Genomic DNA, 22614 nt, shown 5'->3' on the forward strand with positions numbered 1-22614 from the left:
GCGTCACTGGTCGGACGAGAAGCGCAGCGCCCCGTCCGGGATGACCGCTCCGCACCACACCCGTGCGCCGTACCGCAGTTCGTTGTCCGCGCCGATCCGGGCGGCGTCGCCGATGACCGCGGTGTCCAGGACGGTGCGTTCGCCGATGACCGCGCCCGCGCCGATGAGGGAGTCGGTGATGATCGCGCCGGGGCGGACGACGGCGCCGGCGAGGACGGTGCTGCCCTCCACGACCGCGCCGGAGCCGATCACCGCGCCGGCGGACACCGAGGTGCCGGCGGTGAGCTTGGCGTCGTCGGCGACGCGGGCGCCCTCCAGGACGAGGCGTTCGCCGCAGCGTCCCGGCACGGCCGGGGACGGGGCGCGGCCGAGGACGAGGTCGGCGGAGCCGCGTACGAAGGCGTGCGGCGTGCCGAGGTCGAGCCAGTACGTCGAGTCGACCATGCCCTGCAGGTGCGCGCCGGCGGCGAGCAGTCCGGGGAAGGTCTCCCGTTCGACGGAGACCGGGCGCCCGGCGGGGATGGAGTCGATGACGGAGCGGTTGAAGACGTAGGCGCCCGCGTTGATCTGGTCGGTGACGATCTCCTCGGCGGTCTCCGGCTTCTCCAGGAAGGCGGTGACGCGGCCGTCGGCGTCGGTCGGCACCAGACCGTAGGCGCGCGGGTCGTCGACCCGGGTGAGGTGGAGGGAGACGTCCGCGCCGCTGCGGCGGTGGGTGGCGACCAGGCCGGCGATGTCGAGACCGGTGAGGATGTCGCCGTTGAAGATCAGGACGGGGTCGCCGGGCGCGGAGTCGAGGCGGTCCGCGACGTTGCGGATGGCGCCGCCGGTGCCCAGGGGCTCGTCCTCGGTGACGTACTCCAGGCGCAGTCCGAGGTCCGACCCGTCGCCGAACCAGGGCTCGAAGACCTCGGCGAGGTAGGAGGTGGCGAGAACGATGTGCTCGACGCCCGCGGCGCGGGCCCTGGCCAGTTGGTGGGTGAGGAAGGGGACACCTGCCGCGGGGACCATCGGCTTGGGGGTGTGCACCGTCAGCGGCCGCAGCCGCGTGCCCTTGCCGCCGACCAAGAGGATCGCTTCAGTCACCTGTGTTGTCTCCGCTTCCTGGCGGGGCCGAACGTACGAGCGGCCAATCCTATGCGGGTCTCGTCGCGGCTCCCATCAGCGACCCTGAAGGGCCGCCGCCTTGCGGCGGATGTAGCCGAGATCGTCGTACAGCACCGTTCCTGGGCATTCGGTCGCGAACCCGTCGCGGTGCCCGGAGATGGAATTGAAGCTGACCCGGACACCCTTCCTGTACTTGTTGCTCCCTCCTGACAAGAGATATGCCGTACCGGCCGGATTGTGTCCGTAGATGCCGAGTTTCCACGCGGCGAGCCGGGCGACCGCGTCCAGTGCCTCCTCGGAGGGCTCCGCGTCGCTGAACGTGCCGAGCACGGCGACGCCGACGCTGTCCGCGTTGAAGCCGAGGGTGTGCGCGCCGAACACGGCCTTGGCGACGCCGCCGCCCCGGCCCTCGTAGATGGTTCCGCACTTGTCGACGAGGAAGTTGTAGCCGATGTCGCGCCATCCGCTGCTGTTGATGTGGTAGCGGTAGATACTGCGGATGAGCGACGGTGCGTCAGCGCAGTCGTAGTCGTTGCCGGTGGCGCTGTGGTGGACGAAGACCGCGTCGACCTGGTCGGTGAAGAGGAAGTCCTCGGTGCGCAGGGACTCGTCGGCGTGCCAGCCGGCCCGGGTGACGATGCGGGGCCGGGCGCCGATGTACGTGCGGCCGGTGAGGGCCTCGGTCTCGGACCGGGTGAGGGCGGGGACGACGGGGAGTTCGTCCTCGGTGCCCGAGGTGTCGGTCGGGTCGGTCGCGACGGGGGTCCCGGGGTCGTCGCCCGGATCGCCCGTGTCTCCGGTGTCTCCGGTGTCTCCGGTGTGACCGGGATGGCCCGTGCTGCCGGTGTCCGCCGGGTCGTCGGTGCCGCCGCCCGGAGAGCCGATGTCCCCGGGCCGGTCCTGACGACCCGGGCGGGCGGGGTCGTCGACCGGTTCGTCCGTCGGGTCGGGGGGCGTGACCTCGGGTGCGGGGTCAGCACCGAACGGCGGCGCGCCCGCGGTGGACGGCGCCGCCGAGGGCGCCCCCGGCGGATCGTCCCCCGGGTCGACCATGTCCAGCCGCAGTCCCTTGGGCAGCGCGGGCAGCGCGCCGCGCACGCCACCGGCCGGCTTGGGCACGACGCGCACCTCGACCCCGTCGCAGCGGCCGACCCACAGCGGGGCGGTGGCACCGCGCACGCCCGACTCGGTGGCCTCGGGGGAGCCCTCGTCGGGGGCGTCCTCGGAGTGCGACTCGACGTCCCGCCAGGCCGACCACGCACCGGTGCCGACGGCACGTGTGCGCACCTGGACCGTGCCCTCGAGGTCGGTGCGGGCGTCGTCCCACGTGACGCCGAGCAGGGAGAAGGGCTTGACCGACCGCTCGGTGAGCCCTTCGGTCAGGGGTGAGCCGAGGGCGCGGCCGGAGGTCGCGAGCGGGGCCAGCATCAGGGTGTGGGTACTCCCCGACGGGGCGTCGGGAGCGGCGGCCCGGTACGGGGTGTGGATCGTCGCGGTGGCGCCGGAGGGCAGCGCGAGCGGGACGGCGAGAGCTGCCATGCACGCGCAGCCGACGGAAGTGGCGATAAAGGCACGCATGAGAAAAACACTTACATAAGCCCCATAAACCCGCAGCCGGGATCTGACGGACGTTCCGATCCCCGCCGACAGCCTGCCGCTCCCTCAGCAACGCCCGTGCGCAGGGCTCCTGACGTAGCCTGGGCCGCGTGACATCGACTGCCCGTACGCCCGCCGACCTGCTGCGTTCCGCGCTCGCGACGGACCCCGCCCGCCCCCTGGTCACCTTCTACGACGACGCCACCGGCGAGCGCGTGGAACTGTCCGTGGCCACCTTCGGCAACTGGGTGGCGAAGACCGCCAACCTCATCCAGGACGAGCTCGGCGCCCAGCCGGGTGACCGGGTCGCGCTGCTGCTGCCCGCCCACTGGCAGACCGCGGTGTGGCTGCTCGCCTGCTTCTCCACCGGCGTGGTGGCGGTGCCCGGCGGCGACCCGGCCGGCGCCGACTTCGTGGTCTCCGGCCCGGACACCCTGGAGGCGGCCCTGGCCTGCCCCGGCGAGCGGATGGCGCTGGCGCTGCGCCCGCTGGGCGCGCGGTTCCCGCAGCCCCCGGCCGGGTTCGCGGACTACGCGGTGGAGGTGCCGACGCAGGGCGACCGCTTCGCCCCCTACGCGCCCGTGGACCCCGGCGCCCCGGCGCTGGAGCTGCCCGGCGGCGAGGAGCTGCCCGGCGGCGAGGAGCTGACCGGCGCCGGGGTGGTGGAGCGGGCGGCCGCGTCGGCGGAGTCGCTCGGCCTGACCGCCGGTTCCCGGCTGCTGTCGGGCCGGTCCTACGGCGACTGGGACGGGCTCGCGGCCGGGCTGCTGGCGCCGCTGGCGTCGGGCGGCTCCGTGGTGCTCTGCCGCCACCTGGACCGGCTGGCCACCGCTGACCTGGACAAACGCCGGGAGAGCGAGCGCGTCACCCACATGGCGTAAGCAGGGGCCGGGGCCGCCGCTCCCGGGAGGCGGCCCCGCGGGATCCGCGCGATGCTGGACGGTCGAACGCACAAGTGAACAACTCCGCACAACCGAGTGCGGAATTGAACTGTCTGTACGGGTGAGAAGAAAGCCACACCATCCGAAGGACGGGACGTACGTGACCACGCCTGCCGATTCGCCGGAGTCGAAGGACACCTCTCCCGGCGCGGCGCCGCCGACCCGTCAGCGCCGCCGCCGGTGGCCGCGCGTCCTGGCCGGGGTGACCGCGCTGGCGGTGCTGTCCGGCGCGGGTGTCGCCTGGCACCTGTACCGACAGCTGGACGGGAACATCCACACGGACACCGACACCTCGCGCGAACTGCTGCGCGTCCAGTCCGAGCGGCCCAGCGCGCTGCCGCAGGCGACCTCCGCCGAGAACATCCTGCTGCTCGGCTCCGACAACCGGGGCGACGGCAACGGCAAGTACGGCCAGGACACCGGCACCCAGCGCTCGGACACCGCGATCCTGCTGCACCTGGCCGCGGACCGGAAGACGGCGACGGCGGTCAGCCTGCCGCGCGACCTGATGGTGGACATCCCCTCCTGCCGGCGGCCCGACGGCAGCATGTCCGACGCCCAGTTCGCCCAGTTCAACTGGGCGTTCGAGTTCGGCGGAGCGGCGTGCACCATCCGTACCGTCGAGAAGCTGACCGGGATCCGGGTCGACCACCATCTCGTCGTGGACTTCAGCGGGTTCAAGAAGATGGTCGACGCGGTCGGCGGCGTCGAGGTCTGCGTCCCGCACGACGTGCACGACAAGGACGCGCATCTGGACCTGAAGGCCGGCCGCCAGGTGCTGCACGGCGAGGACGCCCTCGGCTACGTCCGCGCCCGCCACGGCATCGGCGACGGCAGCGACACCCAGCGCATCGACCGGCAGCAGGAGTTCCTGGCCTCGCTGGTGAAGAAGGTGGACAGCACGGGCGTCCTGCTCAACCCCACCAAGCTCTACCCGCTGCTGGACGCCGCGACCTCCTCCCTCACCGCCGACCCCGGGCTGGACTCGCTGCGCGAGCTGTACGACCTCACCCAGACCCTGCGCCGGACGCCCGCCGGGCAGGTGCGCTTCCTGACCGTGCCGCGCCGCCCCTGGGTCCAGGACCCGAACCGGGACGAACTCGTGCAGCCGGACGCCGAGAAGCTCTTCACCACGTTGCGCGAGGACGGCACCGTGGCGGTGCAGGACGACGGCGCGAGCCCCGGCGCGAGCGACAGCCCTTCGCCGGACGGAACCACATCCACCGCTTCCGCATCTCCCTCTGCGACGGGGACCGCGACGGACGCTCCCTCCTATCGCGGCACGACCGCGGACCGCGATGTCTGCGGTGGCAGTGGGGATTGAACAGTTTGTCCAGTTGTAGGGACCGGAATTTGTCAGCTGCGCTCCTGGACGCTGAACTGTGGGGTTAGTGTGGGCGATCCGGCCTGCCGCAGCGGCCGAGACGGAGGACTCGATCAACCGTGGACACGCAAGGCCGTAGGCAGCACGTCGACCCGGCGGACCAGTGGGTGTTCGATCCCGAGACCGGCAGCTACCAGCTGCGGCTGGACCCGGGAGCGCCCGCGGACCGCGCCGTTCCGTCCCAGGGCGGCCGTCGGACCCCGCACGACCCCCAGCAGGGCCGGCCCCGCCGGCAGGGGCAGGCCGGCCAGGGCGCCCAGCCCGGACGGGGCGGACAGGAACAGCCTCCTGGGCCGCGCCGCCAGGCCCAGCGCGCGGGTCAGGGCGGACGGAGGGCCGCCGCCCCGGAGACCGCGGGCGGCCGCGCGGCGACCCGCGCCGGCCGGCGCAAGGCGCAGTCCCGCAAGTCGGGCCGGAAGAAGGCGCTGATCTGGACCGCCGGCACGCTCGGCCTCGTCGTGGTGGCCGCGAGCGTCGGTGTCTACGTCCTGTACCAGCAGCTCAACGGCAACATCAACACGGTGGACACCGGTATCGGCTCCAACGCCCCCACCAGTGACGGCCCGGTCAACATCCTCGTGATCGGCACCGACAGCCGGCAGGGCCTGAAGGGCAAGTACGGCGACTCGGCGAACATCGGTCACGCGGACACCACGATCCTCTTCCACGTGTCCAAGGACCGCTCCAACGCGACCGCGTTGAGCATTCCGCGCGACATCATCACCGACGTCCCGGACTGCCCGACGAAGCAGGCGGACGGCTCCACGAAGCTCATCCCGGGCGAGGAGGGGGTCCGCTTCAACACCAGCCTGGGGCAGTACGGACGCGACCCGGGCTGCACGATGCGCACGGTCCAGGCGATGACCGGGATCATGCCGGACCACTTCATGATGGCCAACTTCGACGCCGTCAAGGACCTGTCCACCGCGGTGGGCGGCGTCGAGGTGTGCCTGGCCAAGGACATCGACGACCCGGACTCGCACCTCAAGCTGCCCAAGGGCAGGCACAAGGTGCAGGGCGAGCAGGCGCTGGCGTTCGTCCGCACCCGGCACAGCGTCGGCTTCGGCGGCGACCTGAGCCGTATCCAGCTGCAGCAGCAGTTCCTGGGTTCGATGGTGCGGGAGATGAAGTCGGGCGACACGCTGTCCAGCCCGACGAAGCTGCTGAAGCTGGCGAACACCGCGACCAAGGCGCTCACCGTGGACACCGGCATCGGCAGCGTGACGAAACTTGCCGACCTGGCCAAGGACCTGAGCCGGGTGAACACCAAGAACATCACCTTCGCCACCGTCCCGGTCATAGACAACCCCGCCGAGAAGGTGCACACGACCGTCGTCCTGGACAAGACCAGGGCGCCGCAGCTGTTCACCATGGTGCGCCAGGACATCTCGCTCACCGAGGTGAAGAAGAAGGAGAAGGACGCGGCCGCGGGCAAGCTCAAGGGCCCGAAGGCCGACGCGATCAACGTGCGGGTCGAGGTCTACAACGGCAGCGGGATCTTCGGTGCGGCCCAGGACACCGTCAGCTGGCTGCAGAACGCGCAGGGCGTCACCCGTTCCACCAACGGTGGCAACGCGCCCGCGGACGCGCCGAAGACGACGCTGAAGTACGCCCCCAACCAGGCCGACCAGGCACGGCGGCTGGCCGACATGATGGGGCTGCCCGCCTCGGCGCTGATCCCGGGCACGCAGAACGCGGCACCGCGCGCGAACATGACGCTCACCCTCGGCAAGGACTTCACCGCCGCGGGGACGCCGATCACGGCGCCCACCAAGGCGCCCGAGGGGATCCAGAAGGTCGAGGCGGACGACGAGAGTGTCTGTGCCAAGTAGCCGGCACCGGCACAGGAGCGGCGAGAACACATCTACGGGGATACGACGGGGCTTCAGGGGTGGGGACCAGACATGACCGACCGCGGCGTGCGCGATCTCGGGTGGGACGACAGTCTGTACGAGACACGTCCGCAGCATGAGGCGGACGCGGCGCGCAAGGGGCCCTCGACGGCCGGCGCGCCGGACGGCGGCGGTGCGCGGCGCGCGGCGGGGACCCCCCGGCGGCGCGGGCGGCGGGCGCTGCGATGGACCGCGGTCGTGCTGGCCCTGCTGATACTCGGTACGGCGGGGGCCGGTTACGCGTACTACCAGCACTTGAGCCACAACATCCGCAAGGGCAAGCGCAGCAGCGGCGCCAGTAACGTGCACAAGGCGCCCACGAACGCGCTCAACATCCTTCTGCTGGGCTCCGACAGCCGCAACACGGACGCCAACCTGAAGCTGGGCGGCGCCAAGTACACCCGCGGGGACAAACCCCGCGCCGACGTGATCATGCTCGTGCACGTCTCGGCCGACCGCAGCAACATGTCGGTGGTGAGCATCCCGCGCGACACCCGGGTGCCGATCCCGAAGTGCACCGATCCCAAGACCGGCGAGACGTTCCCCGCCACGACGCACGCGATCATCAACGAGAGCCTCACGCACGGCGGTCCGGGCTGCACGCTGGCCACCGTCCAGAACCTCACCAAGGTCTACATCGACCACTGGATGATGATCGACTTCGCGGGCGTGGTGAAGATGGCCGACGCCGTGGGCGGGGTCGAGGTGTGCGTGAAGCAGAACGTGTGGGACCGCCCCACGCCGGACCAGCCCGGCGGCTCCGGTCTGAAGCTCAAGGCGGGCCGGCAGAAGGTCTACGGGAAGACCGCGCTGCAGTGGCTGCGCACCCGGCACGCCTTCGAGAGCGACCTGGGCCGGGCAGAGGCCCAGCACATGTACATGAACTCGATGGTGCGGGAGCTGCGCTCGCAGAACGTCTTCACCGACAGCGGCCGGCTGCGGAACCTGGCGGAGGCGGCGACCAAGGCGCTGCAGGTCTCCGAGGAGATCGGCACCCCGAAGAAGCTGTACGACCTCGGCATGGAGCTCAAGAGCGTCCCGTCGAAGCGGATCACGATGCTCACCATGCCGCCCGCCACGGACCCGGAGAACGACCAGCACTACGTCCCGGACGCGGTGAACGCGCCCAAGGTGTGGGCGAAGCTCGTGCACGACGTGCCGTTCGACGACAACGGCGGCAAGAAGCCCACGAAGAAGCCCGCCGAGTCGGGACCGCCGGCGCGTCCGGCCGCCGACATCCCGGTGGCCGTGGTCAACGGCACCGCCGGGGACAGCACCGGCACCCCCGTGAACGGCCGCGCGGGCGTCGTGGCGGGCCTCCTGGCCGGCCAGGGCTTCACGGGGGCCGTGAAGGCCGCCGAGGCGCAGCCGTCGCCCACCACCGCGATCGACTACCCGGCCGGCCAGGGGGCCCAGGCCCGGTCGGACGCGCTCGCCGTGGCGAAGGCCCTCGCATTGCCGGCCGGCCTTGTGAAGGAATCCTCACACGTTGCCTCCGTCACACTCGTCGTGGGCGCGGACTGGCGCGAGGGGACGACCTACGCGGGTGGCGCCGACCCCGACGCGAAGCTCCCCGACAGCGCCGGCGCCCTCAACGGCTCGGACAAATCCACGTGCATGCCGGTGTATGCGCCGTATCGGTGGTAGTCGGGAACGCTCCCCTTTTGAGATAAGGGGACGATCGTTTTACATGACCGATAAGAATCGAAGGCCTGGACAGTTGCCGACGTTATGTATCGTGACCTCCAACCATCCGCGAGCATTTCTGTCGGACCCCACAGGGCTTTGACAGTCGCGCAGCTGAGAATCACCAACGGTCCGCGGCACCACGGCGCCGGAACCGACCGTAGTGACCAGCGCGCCATGGGAGGCCTGAATGCGCCACGGCAGCGCCCCTGGGGGGCTCAACGCCCCTTACGAACCTCATGAACCCGGGTGGGGCAACGCTCCGTACAGGGGCGGTGACGGGGCGCCGTACGTTCCGCAACAGCCCTCGTACGGCGGCGGCTACCAACCGCAGCAGCAACCTCAGCCGCAGGGTCAGGGTCAGGGGCAGCAGTACGCCCCCTACGACACCACGGCGTACCAGCCCTCGGCCTTCGACAACGAGGCGTACGAGCCGGAGCCGTACGCCCCCGAGGAGGAGTACGAGGACGACGCCCCCCGCACCGACCCGCGGACCGGCGGGCCGGGCGACGGTGGCGGCGACGACGGCACCGGGGGCGCCGACGGTCCGGGCCGGCGCGGCAACCGCCGTCGCAAGAAGGGCAAACGGCGTGCTCTGCGCTGGGTGGCGATCGTCACATCGCTCGCGATAGTCGGGTCGGCCGGCGCCGCCTGGGCCTACTACGAGCACCTGAACGCGAACATCCGCAAGGACGCTCTCAACCTCGGCGACAGCAAGGTCGACAAGAGCAAGGCGAACGCGGCCGGCCAGACCCCGCTGAACATTCTGCTGCTGGGCTCGGACAGCCGGGCCTCCAAGGAGAACCAGAAGCTCGGCGGCGCCAAGGCCGACGCGACGCGCAAGCCGCTGGCCGACGTCCAGATGCTGCTGCACGTCTCGGCCGACCGCAGCAACATGACCGTGGTCAGCATCCCGCGCGACACCCGGGTCACCATCCCCAAGTGCACCGACCCCGACGACGGCACCGTCTACCCCGAGACCAGCTCGGAGACGATCAACGCCAGCCTCGGGCACGGCGGTCCGGGCTGCACCGTGGCCACCTGGGAGAACCTGACCGGTATATCCATCGACCACTTCATGATGATCGACTTCGCCGGCGTGGTCTCCATGGCCGACGCGGTCGGCGGCGTCCCGGTGTGCGTCAAGAGCAACGTGTGGGACAAGAAGTCCGGGCTGAAGCTCACCGCCGGCGACCACATCATCAAGGGCCAGCAGGCGCTGCAGTGGCTGCGCACCCGCCACGGCTTCGAGGACGGCAGCGACATCGGCCGCACCCACGCGCAGCACATGTACATGAACGCGATGGTGCGCCAGCTCAAGTCCGGCACGAAGCTCACCGACCCGGGAGCGCTGACCGGCCTCGCGGAGAGCGCCACGAAGGCGCTGACGGTCGACACCGGCCTCGGCACGGTCAAGAAGCTGTACGACATGGGCAACGACCTCAAGGGCGTCCCCACCAGCCGGATCACCATGACCACCATGCCGTGGGGCGCCGACCCGGAGAACCCCGACGCCCACGTGGTGCCGACCCCCGCCGCCACCAAGCTCTTCACCCTGCTCCGCAACGACCAGGCGGTCGACGGCAAGACGAGCAAGAAGAAGACCCCGGCGACGCCCGCGTCGACGGCCAGGCCCGACGCCAAGGCGGACATCCCGGTCACTGTCGAGAACGGCACCGGCACGGCCTCCCAGGCCGCCGTCCCCGGGCGGGCCAAGGCGATCTCCGAGCGGCTGGTCGCCCTCGGCTTCACCCAGGCCGAGTCCGACAGCACGCCCCAGTCGCAGTCCGGCACCACGGTCACGTACCCGTCCGACGACCAGCAGGCGAACGCCCTGGCGGTGGCGAAGGCGCTGGGCCTGCCGACGAGCGCGGCGAAGAAGTCCGACACGGCGTCCGGGATCACGCTGGTGGTCGGCGCCGACTGGACGACCGGAACGAGCTACCCCAAGGAGAGCTCGTCCGACACCAAGGAAGTGCTGGACAGCGCGAACGCGCTCAACGCCTCCGACAAGTCGGCGTGCATGAAGGTCAATCCGTACTACAACTGGTAGGACGCACCGGCCGGGCCCCGCGGGGCCCGGCCGCCGGCGCTACGCGTCGGTGTCGGCGGTCGCCCGCACCGCCGGGCGGCGGCTGGCGACGACCCTCCGGGCGAGCGATCGCGGGCTGGTCAGGAACCCGAAGCCCCACGACATGTGCATGGTGGCCAGCGCCACCGGGACCTGGGCCCGCGCCGCGAGCGACAGGCCCTTGCCGGCGGGCACCGAACCCAGCGCGATGGCGGCCAGGTAGCCACCGGGGACCACGAAGCCCAGCGGGGTGACGGCCACGCCGACGACGACGCCCGCCGCGATCGCCAGGACGGCGCCCGGGGCGGCCAGGTACCGCAGATTGACCGAGCCCTGGTGGTAGCGGGTGACGACGCGGCGCCACCGGCCGTAGTCCTTGTACTGCTTGGCCAGCGCCCGCACGCTCGGGCGCGGCCGGTACGAGACGCGCAGTTCGGGCGAGAACCAGATCAGGCCGCCGGCCTCGCGGATGCGGTAGTTCAGCTCCCAGTCCTGGGCGCGGATGAACTCCTCGTTGTAGCCGCCCTGCTGCTCCAGCACCTCGCGGCGGAAGACGCCCAGGTAGACGGTGTCCGCGGGGGCCGCCTGGCCGCCGGTGTGGAAGGCCGCGTTGCCCACGCCGATCTTGGAGGTCATGGCGGCGGCGACGGCGCGCTCCCAGTCGTTCTCGCCCTCGGCGTGCATGATGCCGCCGACGTTGGCGGCGCCGGTCTCGTCCAGCAGCCGCACCGCGGTCTTGATGTAGTCCGGGGAGAGCATGCCGTGGCCGTCGACGCGGACCACGACGGGGTGCCGGGAGGCCTTGATGGCGGCGTTCAGGGCGGCGGGGGTGCGGCCGGTGGGATTGGGCACGGTGTGCACCCGGGGGTCCTCGCGCACGAGCTCGGCGGCGATCTCGTCGGTGCGGTCCTTCGAGGGGCCGAGGGCGATGACGACCTCCAGCTCACCCGCGTAGTCCTGCTCCAGGATGTGCCGGACGGAGGCGCGCAGATGGCGTTCCTCGTCGAGCACGGGCATGATCACGGAAACGGCGGGCGGCAGGTGGGGGGTCGCAGCGTTCACAGCCGCACACGTTACCGCGAACGGATGACAGCGGTGTGCAGGCCCGGGCGAGGCTCATACCGTAGGACGGTATGACTGCTTAGCGTGCCTTTATGACCGCCGCTCGCCGCCGCCAGCCGGCGCCCGCCGTCCGCCGGACCCCGGTGCGCCGCGGGATGCGCGTCCTCGGCGCGCTCTCGCTGGGCATCCTGACCGCCAGCGGGATCGGGCACGCCGTCTTCGCGCACATGGACAGCCGCCTCGCGCACGTGGACGCCCTCGGAGGGCCCAAGGGCCGCGCCGCCTCCACCAAGGGCACCAACTTCCTGATCGTCGGCACGGACCTGCGCCGCGGCCTCACCGCCGCCCAGCGCACCCGCTGGCACCTGGGCGGCCAGCCCTGCGACTGCGCGGACACGCTGATGCTCGCGCACGTCTCGCGGGACGGCCGCAGGATCAGCGTGGTCGGCCTGCCGCGGGACACCTACGCCGAGCTCCCCCGCCCCGGCAAGCTGAAGTGGGCCTACGGCGACGGCGGCCCCTCGCTGACCGTCGGCGCCGTCGAGAAGCTGACCGGGCTGCCGGTCCACCACTACGCCGAGATCGACTTCGGGCGCTTCATGAAGGCGGTCGACCTCGTCGGCGGCGTCGACGTGTGCACCGCCCATCCGCTGAAGGACGGCTGGACCGGGCTCTCCCTGCCCGCCGGCACCGTCCGCATGAACGGCGGCGCCGCGCTGCAGTACGTCCGCTCCGGCTACGGGCAGGACGCCATGGACCTGACGCGCATGGGCCGCCAGCAGCGCTTCCTGGCGGCCCTGGTCCGCCGGGCGACCGAGACCGGTCTGCTGCGCGACCCGGTCAAGCTCGAACAGGTCGCCGGGGCCGCGCTCGGCTCCGTGCGCACCGACCGGCAGACCACGCCGGACGATCTGATCTCGCTGGTCACCGGACTGCGCGGCGGCCTCGGCGTGGGGTCGCTGGAATTCGCGACCGTACCGGTGGAACCGACGCCCTTCCGGGTCCAGGGGGTCGGCACGACCGTGCGCTGGTCCGCCAAGGGCGCCAAGCGGCTCTTCGACGCCCTCCGCGAGGACCGGTCGCTCATCGGCCCGGCCGTCGCCCCCGCGAGCGGCACGCCGTCGCCCTCGCGCAGCCCCGAGCAGGTGGACGTGCCGCCCGGCTCGATCCGCGTCCAGGTCAACAACGGCACCTCCGTGACCGGCCTCGGCGCCCGCGTCGACAAGGACCTGCGGGGCGCCGGCTTCCGGACCACGGGGATGCCCGGCAACACCACGCGGCACGACGCGGAGTACACGGTCATCCACTACGACCCGGGCTGGGACCGCTCCGCGGCGGCCCTCGGCACCGCGCTGCCCTACGCGGACCTCCAGGCCGTGCCCGGGCTCGGGCCGATCCTGCGGGTGATCGTGGGCGCCGACTACCACGGCATCACGCCGGTACGGGCCGGGGAGCCCGCCCCGGCACCGCAGCCGCAACCGCAGCCGGTGGACATCAAGCCGGTGCGGGGCGACCGCATGCTGTGCGGCTGACCGCGGTCAGTCGTCCAGGCCCTCGGCAGCCCGCTTCTCGCGCAGCTCCATGATCGCCCGGCGGCGGGCCAGCCGGTGCGTGCGCCGGATCTGGGCCTCCTGGTTGCGGCGACGGTCGCGGTCGGTCTCCAGGAGCAGCTGCGGCACGGAGCGCGGCTTGCCCTCGCCGTCGACGGCGACGAAGACGAGGTAGGCGCTGGCCACCTGGGTGCCAGGCCCGGACTCGTTCCAGCGCTCGGCGACCACCCGCACGCCGACCTCCATGGAGGACCGGCCGGTCCAGTTGACCTGCGCCTGCACCTTGAGCAGGTCGCCGACCCGCACCGGCTCCAGGAAGGCCATCTCGTCCATGGCGCCGGTCACCGCCGGGCCCTCGGAGTGGCGGCCGGCGACGGCCCCCGCCGCGTCGTCCACGAGCTTCATGACCACACCGCCGTGCACGGTGCCCAGGAGGTTCGTGTCGTGGTGGGTCATGATGTGCGCCAGCGTGATCCGCGAGGCGGACGTCGGCTTGGCCGCGACGGGATGCGGAGCGGGCTCTTCGAACATGGGCTCCACCCTAAGCACTGGCGCGCGGTGCTCTCCGCCCGGCACACCTTGCCCGGGACCAGGGCCGGGCGGATGCTGGCAAAGGGGGATGTTCCGGCGAAATCCGCGATCCGAGCGTGTCCCAGAGGTGAGCGCCATGGAGAAGACCTGGACGATCAAGCTGACCCTGGAGGAGGACGGCAACCGCACCGCATGCACCGCGTCGCTGGCCGGCGACGGCGCCCCGGGAGTCGTGGGGCACGGGTACTCGCGGCGCAATCCGGGAGACGAGCCGGATCTGCGCATCGGCGAGGACGTGGCCGCGTCCCGGGCCTGTTCCAACCTGGCGCACGAACTGCTGGAGCAGGCCGCCGGGATGATCGAGACGCGTACCGACCTGCCCACCCACCTCACCGGATGAGGCGGCGTGGGCGCATTGGGTCACGGAGAAGCGGCAGTCCTGTGACCTTTGCATCAGCTCTGCTGCAGAAGCGGAACCGACCTCCTGCTCGGCCCGCCGAACGGGCACACTGCCGTACATGAACGCATGGCCCGACGGCTGGTCCGACAACAACAGGAACCAGCGGCAGCAGCAGACGCCCGAGCCCCCGCTGCCCCCCGAGCTCTCCCCGCGCCGCGCGGCGACGGGCTCCGGCAGCGTTCCGCGCCAGCAGGGCTACGGCAGCCCGGCTCCCGCGCCCGGTCACGGGGGCGGGGGTTACGGCGGCGGATACGGGAACGGCGGCGACGGGGGCTCCTACGGGCCGCCCACGACCACCGGCCGGCCCCCGCGGCCGGGCAGCCGGGCGCGCCGGGTCAAGGTGACCCTGCTGGCGCTGGTGGTCGTCGTGCTCGCCTGGTCGATCGGCACCTACATATGGGCCGACGGCAAGGTGCGCCGCGAGGTCGACCTCGGCACGGTGATCGACCGGCCCGGGACCGGCAAGGGCACCAACTACCTGATCGTGGGCTCCGACAGCCGCGAGGGCCTGTCCGGCGACCAGAAGAAGCAGCTGCACACCGGCTCCGCCGCGGGCAAGCGCACGGACTCCATGATGATCCTGCACGTCGGCGACAACGGGAACTCGCTGATCTCGCTCCCCCGTGACTCCTACGTCACGATCCCGAGCTTCAAGGGCTCCGAGTCGGGCAAGACGTTCGCCTCGCGCGGCCAGAACAAGCTGAACGCCGCGTACTCGATAGACGGCCCCACGCTGCTGGTGCGCACCGTCGAGTACAACACCGGCCTGCACATCGACCACTACGCGGAGATCGGCTTCGCCGGCTTCGCGAACATCGTGGACGCGGTCGGCGGCGTCGACCTGGACATCCCGCGCAACATCGACGACAAGAACTCCGGTCTGCACATCAAGAAGGGCAACCAGACCCTCAACGGCGACGAGGCGCTCGCCTTCGTCCGCCAGCGGTACCAGGAGGCGGAGGGCGACCTCGGCCGGACCAAGAACCAGCAGAAGTTCCTGGCCGCCCTCGCGTCCCAGACCGCGACCCCGGGCACGGTGCTCAACCCGTTCAAGCTCTACCCGGTGATGGGCGCGGGCCTGGACACCCTGGTCGTCGACAAGGACATGAGCCTGTGGAACCTGGTCTCGATGTTCTGGGCGATGAAGGGCGTCAACGGCGGTGACGGCCTGTCGATGAACATGCCGACCGCCGGCTCGATCAACACCAGCGCGGGCAGCTCCCTCAAGTGGGACATGCCGAAGGTGAAGCAGCTGATCTCCGAGCTGAAGAACGACGAGAAGATCACCGTCACCCCCGACTCGTGAGCCGGGGGTGACGTCGAGGGCCGGGAAGCGGGCGCTTCCCGGCCCTCACGGCGTACTGGCGCCGAGCCGGTCCAGGGAGTGGCCCGCGACGTAGTCGGCCATCGTGTCGTTGCGCATGGCCTCCCACAGCTGGGAGCTGCCGCTCTCGTCGAGCAGGACGACCGACTGGCCCTTGATCATGTCGAGCCCGCCCACGGGCGCGTTCATGAAGACCATGTCGGCCGCCCGGACCCCGCGCATGCTCCACATCAGGTCGCGCAGGTCGCCGCCGGAGAGCCGGTCGTCGACGCTGACCACCCCGGTGACCTGGTCCAGCAGCTCCTTGGCCTTGAGCGGATTGCTCATCGTGGACCGGGTCAGCGTCTTGGCGATCACCGCGCGCAGGAAGGCCTGCTGGCGGTGGGTGCGGTCCAGGTCGCCGCGGGGCAGGTGGTAGCGCTCGCGGACATAGGTCAGGGCCTGGTCGCCGTTCATGTGCCGGCCCGCGAGGTCGACGCCGCCGATGGCGTCGGTCAGGGTGCGGAAGCCGCTCCAGTCGATGACCGCGAGATGGTCGACCTTGACGTCGGTCAGCCGCTGCACGGTGTCGATGAGCAGCGGCGGCCCGCCCCAGGAGAAGGCGGCGTTGAGCTTGGCCTTGCCGTTGCCGGGGACGCTGACCCAGCTGTCGCGGGGCAGCGAGACCACATAGGCGTGCCGGTGGTCGGCGGGCAGGTGGACCAGCATCATCGTGTCGCTGCGCTGGGCGCCGCGCTTCCACTCCGGCGCCTGCGCGTTCTCGCCGGTGGTGGGCAGGTCGGAGCGGGCGTCCACGCCGACCAGGAGGAACGTTTCACCGCCCTTGGCGGGGGCCGGCTGCTCGCTCTCGGGCACATTGGTGGGGAAGGCGTTCGGGATCCGGCTCACCTTGCCGGTGTAGTGGTCCACCGCCCACCACAGCGTCCCGGCCACCCCGAGCACGCCCGCCACCAGCAGCGTCAGCGCCCCCAGCAGCACCCTGCGGGTGCGCAGCCGCCTCTTGCGCCGGCGCGCGGCCTCGTCCCCCGGCGTTTCCTCAACAGTCGTGTCCTTGTGACCGACCTGATCCGTCGTCGTCACGCCCCACCCCCACACTGTGCACCCGCTCCCCACGCGTGCGTAGGGGGCATTGTGGCGCGCGAAGGCCGTCCATGGCCATGCCCATGGCGTCCGTCCCGTCACACGGGCACCACGGACCGGCCAGAAATGACGCACCGGGCGGACGGGAGGACGTCACCCCCCGCGGTTATGCTCGGCAGCACAGATCGGCCACCACCAGGGAGGGAGCCTCCATGGCCCTCAAGCTCACCGTGATCGGCACCGGCTACCTGGGCGCCACGCACGCCGCCGCGATGGCGGAGCTGGGCTTCGAGGTTCTGGGGCTGGACATCGACCCCGCCAAGATCGAGATGCTGTCGACGGGCCGGGTCCCCATGTACGAGCCCGGCCTGGAGGAGCTGCTCGGCCGCCACGTCGCGGGCCTGCCCGGCGCCAGCGGCCGGCTGCGCTTCACCACCTCCTGGGAGGAGGTCGCCGCCTTCGGCGACGTCCACTTCGTCTGCGTCAACACCCCGCAGAAGCACGGCGAGTACGCCTGCGACATGAGCCACGTCGACTCCGCCTTCGACCTGCTCGCCCCGCACCTGACCCGGCCCTCCCTGGTCGTCGGCAAGTCGACGGTGCCGGTCGGCAGCGCGGCTCGGCTGGCCGGCAGGCTGGCCGAACTCGCCCCGGCGGGCGACCAGGCGGAGCTGGCCTGGAACCCGGAGTTCCTGCGCGAGGGCTTCGCCGTCGAGGACACCCTGCACCCCGACCGGATCGTGGTCGGCGTCGCCTCCGAGCACGCCGAGAAGCTGCTGCGCGAGATCTACGCGACCCCGGTCTCCGAGGGCACGCCGTTCGTCGTCGCGGACTTCCCGACCGCCGAGCTGGTGAAGACGGCGGCCAACGCCTTCCTCGCCACCAAGATCTCCTTCATCAACGCCATGGCCGAGGTCAGCGAGGCAGCCGGCGGCGACGTCATGAAGCTCGCGGAGGCCATCGGCCACGACGACCGGATCGGCAAGAAGTTCCTCCGCGCCGGCATCGGCTTCGGCGGCGGCTGCCTGCCCAAGGACATCCGGGCCTTCATGGCCCGCGCCGGCGAACTCGGCGCCGACCAGGCGCTGACGTTCCTGCGCGAGGTCGACTCCATCAACATGCGCCGCCGGTCCCACATGGTCGAACTCGCCCGCGAGGCCTGCGGCAGCGGCGGCTTCCTCGGCAAGCGCGTGGCGGTGCTCGGCGCGGCCTTCAAGCCGGACTCCGACGACGTGCGGGACTCCCCCGCGCTCAACGTCGCCGGCCAGATCCACCTCCAGGGCGGCCAGGTCACCGTCTACGACCCCAAGGCGATGGACAACGCCCGCCGCCTCTTCCCCACCCTCGGCTACGCCTCCAGCGCCCTGGAGGCCGTACGCGGCGCCCAGGTCGTGCTGCACCTGACGGAGTGGCAGGAGTTCCGCGAGCTCGACGCGGCGGCGCTGGGCGATGCGGCGGGGCAGCGGCACATCATCGACGGCCGCAACGCGCTGGACGCTTCCGCCTGGCGGTCGGCGGGATGGACGTTCCGGGCCATGGGCCGCCCCAACGCGTAGCCCTGCGGGCCGCATGCGGGTGCGTCGTGGTTGCTGTCCGGGTGGGTTTTTCCCCGCCCTCCCCCAACCTCCGGCCGGGGGTGCCCCACCTCGGCGCTCGCGGTTTGGCCCCACATCGTCCGGCATCGGGCCCCGCGGTCACCGCTCGTCGCTCCCCCAGCTACCGCTGGGAGGTGCCCCCAGCGGGGGCACCCCGCCACACCCCCTCCCGGGTCGGCTGGGCGACTGACGGCCGGCGGAGGTGCTGTCTCGGCGTGACGGCTGCGCACCTGGACAGCGCTGCGCCAACGAATGGCCCGAGCACGGTGCCGCCTCTACCCCCCCTCCGGGGATCAGGCGCGACAACCCACAGAGGGGGCGGGGTCGGAGGGTGGGCGTTCTGGACTGTGGAGCATATTTGGGTGCGGCACCCGGGGCGATCGATGTAAAGCACCAGAGGCACCTAAATGTGCTGTCCAGAATGGCCAGCCCGGAGGCCCCGACCCCGGCACCCCACGAAACGCGCGCCGGGGTCACTGACTTCACAGGGCACCCGGGAGGGCGGGCGGGCGGGGAAAAACCCTGCCCGCCCGCGCAAGCGTCAGTGGACGTCGCCCATGAGGGAGATGACCCGCTTGCGGTAGGCGACGAACGCCACCCCCGCCGCCAGCGCGACACCGCCCTGGATCGCGAACGACGTCTCCGACAGGAACCCGTCACCGATGACCAGCTGCAGTATCGCCGCCACGCAGTCGCCCGCCGTCACGGCGAGGAACCACAGGCCCATCATCTGGCTCGCGTACTTGACCGGCGCCAGCTTCGTCGTGACGGACAGGCCCACCGGGGACAGGCAGAGCTCCGCGGCGGTCTGGATGAGGTAGACCACGGCCAGCCACAGCGGGGTGACCCTGACGTCGCCCGAGGCGGCGGCCTGGGCCAGCATCATCACGACGAACGAGGCGCCGATGCCGACGAGGCCGAGCGCGAACTTCACGGTCGTGCTGGGGTTCTTCCGGCCGAGCTTCACCCACAGCAGGGCGAAGACCGGGGCCAGGGCCATCACGAACAGCGGGTTCAGCGACTGGAACCAGCTCTCGGGGAAGTGGAAGCCCCACAGCTTCGACGAGGTGTGGTCGGAGGCGAAGACCGTCAGGGTCGAGCCGGACTGGTCGTAGATCATCCAGAACACGGCGGCGACGACGAAGAACCAGATGTAGCCGGTCACCTTGGTCTTCTCGTCCGAGGTGAGTTCCTGGTCGCGGCGGATGCGCGTGAAGTAGTACGTCGGCAGCGCCAGGCCCAGCAGGGAGAGCGGCCACAGCACCCAGTTGATGGTGAAGTGGCCGGTGAAGGTGATCACGCCGTAGAAGACGACCGCGGCGACCAGCCACAGCAGCGCCTTCTTCATCATCCCGGCGCGCTCGGCGGTGTCCAGGGGCGTGGGGACCTCGCTGGAGACCGGCGCGAGGTGCTTGGTACCCAGGAGGAACTGGGCGAGGCCGAGTCCCATGCCGACGCCGGCGAGGGCGAAGCCCAGGTGCCAGTCGACGTTCTGGCCGACGGTGCCGATGACCAGCGGCGCGAGGAAGGCACCGAGGTTGATGCCGATGTAGAAGATCGTGAAGCCGCCGTCACGGCGCGGGTCGTTCCGGTCCGGGTAGAGCTGGCCCACCATCGTGGAGATGTTGGACTTCAGCAGGCCGGAGCCCACGGCGATGAAGACCAGGCCGACGAAGAACGAGGCCGAGACCGGCACCGCCAGCAGGAAGTGGCCGATCATGATGATCGTGCCGCCGATGGCGACCGTGCGGCGCGGACCCCACAGGCGGTCGGCGAACCAGCCGCCGGGCATGGCCAGCAGGTACACGGTGGCGGTGTAGACGCTGTAGATGGCGCCGGCGGTGGCGGCCTTCATGCCGAGGCCGCCGTCCGCGACCGAGGCCGTCAGGTAGAGGACGAGCAATGCCCTCATGCCGTAGTAGCTGAAGCGCTCCCACGTCTCGGTCATGAAAAGTGTGGCCAGACCTCGAGGGTGGCCGAGGAAACTGCCGCCGGATCCTTGGTTCCGCGCGGCGAGGCCCTCAGTCAGGCTGGACGCCATGGGCTTTCCTTGCTGCTCGGGACGCGCTGCGCGAGCGGAGCGCGCCCGGGTGGGGGGTGACCGGCACCGGCGCACGCGAACGCGTGCCGGGATCCACGGCCGGCGCCTTCACAGGCGGCGGCCCCGGCCGACAGGTCAATGACTGATGCTGGTGGGGACCAGCCCCGCGACAGAAGGGTCCCTTGGCGCCGAAGTGAACGCCAAAGGTCCCACGGGGGAACTGTTGCGGGCTTTTCGTTACTTTATGCCAGCCTCACATGTGTTATATGGGCCGACTTGAGACGCTCCTCACAGCACGCACGGCCCGCCCGGCGTGCGGTTTCTCCGGGCGGACTACCATCAGCGCATGACCCGCGTACTGCTCGCCGAGGACGACGCATCCATCTCGGAACCGCTCGCACGCGCGCTGCGCCGCGAAGGGTACGAGGTCGAGGTGCGTGAAGACGGACCGGCGGCGCTCGAAGCCGCCCTGCTCGGCTCCTTCGATCTGTTGGTGCTCGACCTGGGGCTGCCCGGAATGGACGGGCTCGAGGTGTGCAGGAGGCTGCGCACCGAGGGCCATGGATTCCCGGTGCTGGTGCTGACCGCCCGCGCCGACGAGGTGGACACGGTGGTCGGCCTCGACGCCGGCGCCGACGACTATGTGACCAAGCCCTTCCGGCTGGCCGAGCTGCTGGCCCGCGTGCGGGCCCTGCTGCGGCGCGGCACGACCGAGGCGCAGCATCCCTCGACCCAGGGGGTGCGGATCGACGTCGAGTCGCACCGCGCCTGGATGGGCGACGAGGAATTGCAGCTCACGGCGAAGGAGTTCGACCTCCTGCGCGTGCTGGTGCGGGACGCCGGGCGGGTGGTCACCCGTGAGCAGTTGATGCGTGAGGTGTGGGACACCACGTGGTGGTCCTCCACCAAGACGCTCGACATGCACATCTCGTGGCTGCGCAAGAAGCTCGGCGACGACGCGGCCGCCCCGCGCTACATCTCCACTGTCCGTGGCGTGGGCTTCCGGTTCGAGAAGAACTGACAGGAGCTGAGACGCTTCCACCATGCGCCGCCGTCTCATCCAGTCCACGCTCGCCGTGGTGCTCGTCGTCATCGCCGTCTTCGGCGTCTCTCTGGTGATCGTGGAGACCCGGACGATCGAGAACAGCGCCAGGGAGAGCGTGGACTCGGAGGCGGTGCGGCTGATCGGCATCGTCGAGAGCCGGATCATCGGCGACGAGCGGATCAGCCGGGAGGTGCTGTCCCAGCAGATCGCGCCGGACCGCTACGCGCTGGTCAAGATCCCGGGCGAGTCCCCGATCGCCATCGGCACGCCGCCGACGGGCAAGGTGATCTCCTCGCAGCAGAAGGGCGAGCACGGCGAGACCGTGGTCGTCCAGGAGTCGCGCAGCAAGGTCAGCCAGGAGATCGGCCGCACGCTGCTGATCATCCTCGCCGTGGCGCTGCTGGCGGTGCTGGCCGCCGTGGTGCTTGCGGTGCGGCAGGCGCGGCGGCTCGGCAGTCCGCTGACCGACCTGGCCGAGACCGCGGAACGGCTCGGCTCGGGCGACCCGCGGCCCCGGCACCGCCGTTACGGGGTGCCGGAGCTGGACCGGGTCGCCGACGTGCTGGACCGCAGCGCCGAGCGGATCGCCCGCATGCTGACCGCCGAGCGGCGGCTGGCGGCGGACGCCTCGCACCAGTTGCGCACCCCGCTGACCGCGCTGTCGATGCGGCTGGAGGAGATCATCGCCACCGCCGACGACCAGGAGACGGTCAAGGAGGAGGCGACGATCGCGCTCGGCCAGGTCGAGCGGCTGACCGACGTCGTGCAGCGGCTGCTCACCAACGCGCGGGACCCGCGGACCGGTTCCGCGGTGGTCTTCGACATCGACGACGTGATCAAGCAGCAGGTGGAGGAGTGGCGCCCGGCCTACCGCAGCGCGGGGCGGGTCATCACCTCGGGTTCCGACCGGATGCGCGCGGTGGGCACGCCGGGCGCGGTCGCGCAGGTGCTGGCCACCCTGCTGGAGAACGGGCTGATGCACGGCGCGGGCACGGTGGCCATCTCCACCCGCGTCACCGGCAACCAGGTGGTGGTCGAGGTGACGGACGAGGGCCAGGGCGTGCCGCCGGAACTGGGGGCCCGGGTCTTCGAGCGCACCGTCAGCGGACGCAACTCCACGGGCATCGGTCTCGCGGTCGCGCGGGATCTGGCCGAGGCGGACGGCGGCCGTCTGGAACTGCTGCAGCAGCGCCCGCCGGTCTTCGCGCTGTTCCTGGCCCGCCAGGAACCGCCGGTGTGACGTCCGGCG

General features: G+C 71.3%; 17 protein-coding genes. 11 read left to right on the plus strand and 6 right to left on the minus strand.

Annotated elements, in window-relative coordinates:
- Positions 1-3 precede the first annotated feature (3 nt).
- Both ACFYXS_RS38645 and ACFYXS_RS38650 read right to left on the minus strand, forming a co-directional pair.
- Positions 4-1086 carry a sugar phosphate nucleotidyltransferase gene (locus ACFYXS_RS38645; RefSeq protein WP_389256484.1) on the minus strand — a complete coding sequence of 361 codons (1083 nt, stop codon included), beginning with the start codon at positions 1084-1086 and terminating at the stop codon, positions 4-6.
- 75 nt (positions 1087-1161) lie between these two features.
- A complete protein-coding gene (locus ACFYXS_RS38650) occupies positions 1162-2646 on the minus strand; it encodes an N-acetylmuramoyl-L-alanine amidase (RefSeq protein WP_389256485.1) in 1485 nt (494 codons plus the stop codon).
- 167 nt (positions 2647-2813) lie between these two features.
- On the opposite strand from ACFYXS_RS38650, the gene ACFYXS_RS38655 reads away from it, so the two are divergent.
- The 5 genes from ACFYXS_RS38655 (at position 2814) to ACFYXS_RS38675 (ending at position 10659) form a co-directional block, all read left to right on the plus strand.
- Positions 2814-3584 (plus strand): TIGR03089 family protein, encoded by a 771-nt coding sequence (locus ACFYXS_RS38655; RefSeq protein WP_389256486.1) that lies wholly within the window; start codon positions 2814-2816, stop codon positions 3582-3584.
- A 160-nt stretch (positions 3585-3744) separates the two neighbouring features.
- Positions 3745-4968, plus strand: coding sequence for an LCP family protein (locus ACFYXS_RS38660; RefSeq protein WP_389256487.1), 1224 nt, complete (start codon positions 3745-3747; stop codon positions 4966-4968).
- Between the two features lie 119 nt (positions 4969-5087).
- Complete coding sequence (locus tag ACFYXS_RS38665; RefSeq protein ID WP_389256488.1) at positions 5088-6860, plus strand: LCP family protein; 1773 nt, start codon at positions 5088-5090, stop codon at positions 6858-6860.
- A 72-nt stretch (positions 6861-6932) separates the two neighbouring features.
- On the plus strand, positions 6933-8567 hold the full coding sequence (locus ACFYXS_RS38670; RefSeq protein ID WP_389256489.1) for an LCP family protein: 1635 nt from the start codon (positions 6933-6935) through the stop codon (positions 8565-8567).
- Positions 8568-8796: 229 nt separating this feature from the next.
- On the plus strand, positions 8797-10659 hold the full coding sequence (locus ACFYXS_RS38675) for an LCP family protein (RefSeq protein ID WP_389256490.1): 1863 nt from the start codon (positions 8797-8799) through the stop codon (positions 10657-10659).
- 39 nt (positions 10660-10698) lie between these two features.
- On the opposite strand, the gene ACFYXS_RS38680 is transcribed toward ACFYXS_RS38675, so the two are convergent.
- Complete coding sequence (locus ACFYXS_RS38680) at positions 10699-11739, minus strand: glycosyltransferase family 2 protein (protein WP_389256491.1); 1041 nt, start codon at positions 11737-11739, stop codon at positions 10699-10701.
- Between the two features lie 92 nt (positions 11740-11831).
- Here ACFYXS_RS38680 and ACFYXS_RS38685 point away from each other — a divergent pair, with 92 nt between their 5' ends.
- On the plus strand, positions 11832-13271 hold the full coding sequence (locus tag ACFYXS_RS38685) for an LCP family protein (protein ID WP_389256492.1): 1440 nt from the start codon (positions 11832-11834) through the stop codon (positions 13269-13271).
- 6 nt (positions 13272-13277) lie between these two features.
- Here ACFYXS_RS38685 and ACFYXS_RS38690 read toward each other — a convergent pair whose 3' ends face one another.
- The gene (locus ACFYXS_RS38690; protein WP_389256493.1) at positions 13278-13820 is read right to left on the minus strand and encodes an acyl-CoA thioesterase; all 543 of its coding nucleotides are present in this window, start codon (positions 13818-13820) and stop codon (positions 13278-13280) included.
- A 136-nt stretch (positions 13821-13956) separates the two neighbouring features.
- Here ACFYXS_RS38690 and ACFYXS_RS38695 point away from each other — a divergent pair, with 136 nt between their 5' ends.
- Together ACFYXS_RS38695 and ACFYXS_RS38700 are read left to right on the plus strand one after the other, a co-directional pair.
- The gene (locus tag ACFYXS_RS38695; protein WP_389256494.1) at positions 13957-14220 is read left to right on the plus strand and encodes a DUF1876 domain-containing protein; all 264 of its coding nucleotides are present in this window, start codon (positions 13957-13959) and stop codon (positions 14218-14220) included.
- 118 nt (positions 14221-14338) lie between these two features.
- A complete protein-coding gene (locus ACFYXS_RS38700; protein WP_389256495.1) occupies positions 14339-15586 on the plus strand; it encodes an LCP family protein in 1248 nt (415 codons plus the stop codon).
- Between the two features lie 45 nt (positions 15587-15631).
- On the opposite strand, the gene ACFYXS_RS38705 is transcribed toward ACFYXS_RS38700, so the two are convergent.
- On the minus strand, positions 15632-16684 hold the full coding sequence (locus ACFYXS_RS38705; RefSeq protein WP_389256496.1) for an LCP family protein: 1053 nt from the start codon (positions 16682-16684) through the stop codon (positions 15632-15634).
- Positions 16685-16896: 212 nt separating this feature from the next.
- On the opposite strand from ACFYXS_RS38705, the gene ACFYXS_RS38710 reads away from it, so the two are divergent.
- Positions 16897-18240 (plus strand): UDP-glucose dehydrogenase family protein, encoded by a 1344-nt coding sequence (locus tag ACFYXS_RS38710; RefSeq protein WP_389256497.1) that lies wholly within the window; start codon positions 16897-16899, stop codon positions 18238-18240.
- Between the two features lie 580 nt (positions 18241-18820).
- Here ACFYXS_RS38710 and ACFYXS_RS38715 read toward each other — a convergent pair.
- A complete protein-coding gene (locus tag ACFYXS_RS38715) occupies positions 18821-20320 on the minus strand; it encodes a peptide MFS transporter (protein ID WP_389256498.1) in 1500 nt (499 codons plus the stop codon).
- Positions 20321-20666: 346 nt separating this feature from the next.
- On the opposite strand from ACFYXS_RS38715, the gene ACFYXS_RS38720 reads away from it, so the two are divergent.
- Both ACFYXS_RS38720 and ACFYXS_RS38725 read left to right on the plus strand, forming a co-directional pair.
- Positions 20667-21341 carry a response regulator transcription factor gene (locus ACFYXS_RS38720; protein WP_389256499.1) on the plus strand — a complete coding sequence of 225 codons (675 nt, stop codon included), beginning with the start codon at positions 20667-20669 and terminating at the stop codon, positions 21339-21341.
- Positions 21342-21363: 22 nt separating this feature from the next.
- Positions 21364-22605: an ATP-binding protein gene (locus ACFYXS_RS38725; RefSeq protein WP_389256500.1), complete on the plus strand. Its 1242-nt coding sequence runs from the start codon at positions 21364-21366 to the stop codon at positions 22603-22605.
- The last annotated feature ends 9 nt before the right edge of the window (positions 22606-22614 follow it).

It is taken from the genome of Streptomyces sp. NPDC002574 (genome assembly GCF_042889545.1).
Classification (GTDB): domain Bacteria; phylum Actinomycetota; class Actinomycetes; order Streptomycetales; family Streptomycetaceae; genus Actinacidiphila.

Bases quoted from the DNA above. Each gene is read 5' to 3' on its own strand.
- ACFYXS_RS38675 (WP_389256490.1), top strand. From the start codon at position 8,797: ATGCGCCACGGCAGCGCCCCTGGGGGGCTCAACGCCCCTTACGAACCT.
- ACFYXS_RS38720 (WP_389256499.1), top strand. From the start codon at position 20,667: ATGACCCGCGTACTGCTCGCCGAGGACGACGCATCCATCTCGGAACCG.
- ACFYXS_RS38700 (WP_389256495.1), top strand. From the start codon at position 14,339: ATGAACGCATGGCCCGACGGCTGGTCCGACAACAACAGGAACCAGCGG.
- ACFYXS_RS38715 (WP_389256498.1), bottom strand. From the start codon at position 20,320: ATGGCGTCCAGCCTGACTGAGGGCCTCGCCGCGCGGAACCAAGGATCC.
- ACFYXS_RS38710 (WP_389256497.1), top strand. From the start codon at position 16,897: ATGGCCCTCAAGCTCACCGTGATCGGCACCGGCTACCTGGGCGCCACG.
- ACFYXS_RS38685 (WP_389256492.1), top strand. From the start codon at position 11,832: ATGACCGCCGCTCGCCGCCGCCAGCCGGCGCCCGCCGTCCGCCGGACC.
- ACFYXS_RS38695 (WP_389256494.1), top strand. From the start codon at position 13,957: ATGGAGAAGACCTGGACGATCAAGCTGACCCTGGAGGAGGACGGCAAC.
- ACFYXS_RS38725 (WP_389256500.1), top strand. From the start codon at position 21,364: ATGCGCCGCCGTCTCATCCAGTCCACGCTCGCCGTGGTGCTCGTCGTC.
- ACFYXS_RS38650 (WP_389256485.1), bottom strand. From the start codon at position 2,646: ATGGCAGCTCTCGCCGTCCCGCTCGCGCTGCCCTCCGGCGCCACCGCG.
- ACFYXS_RS38670 (WP_389256489.1), top strand. From the start codon at position 6,933: ATGACCGACCGCGGCGTGCGCGATCTCGGGTGGGACGACAGTCTGTAC.
- ACFYXS_RS38690 (WP_389256493.1), bottom strand. From the start codon at position 13,820: ATGTTCGAAGAGCCCGCTCCGCATCCCGTCGCGGCCAAGCCGACGTCC.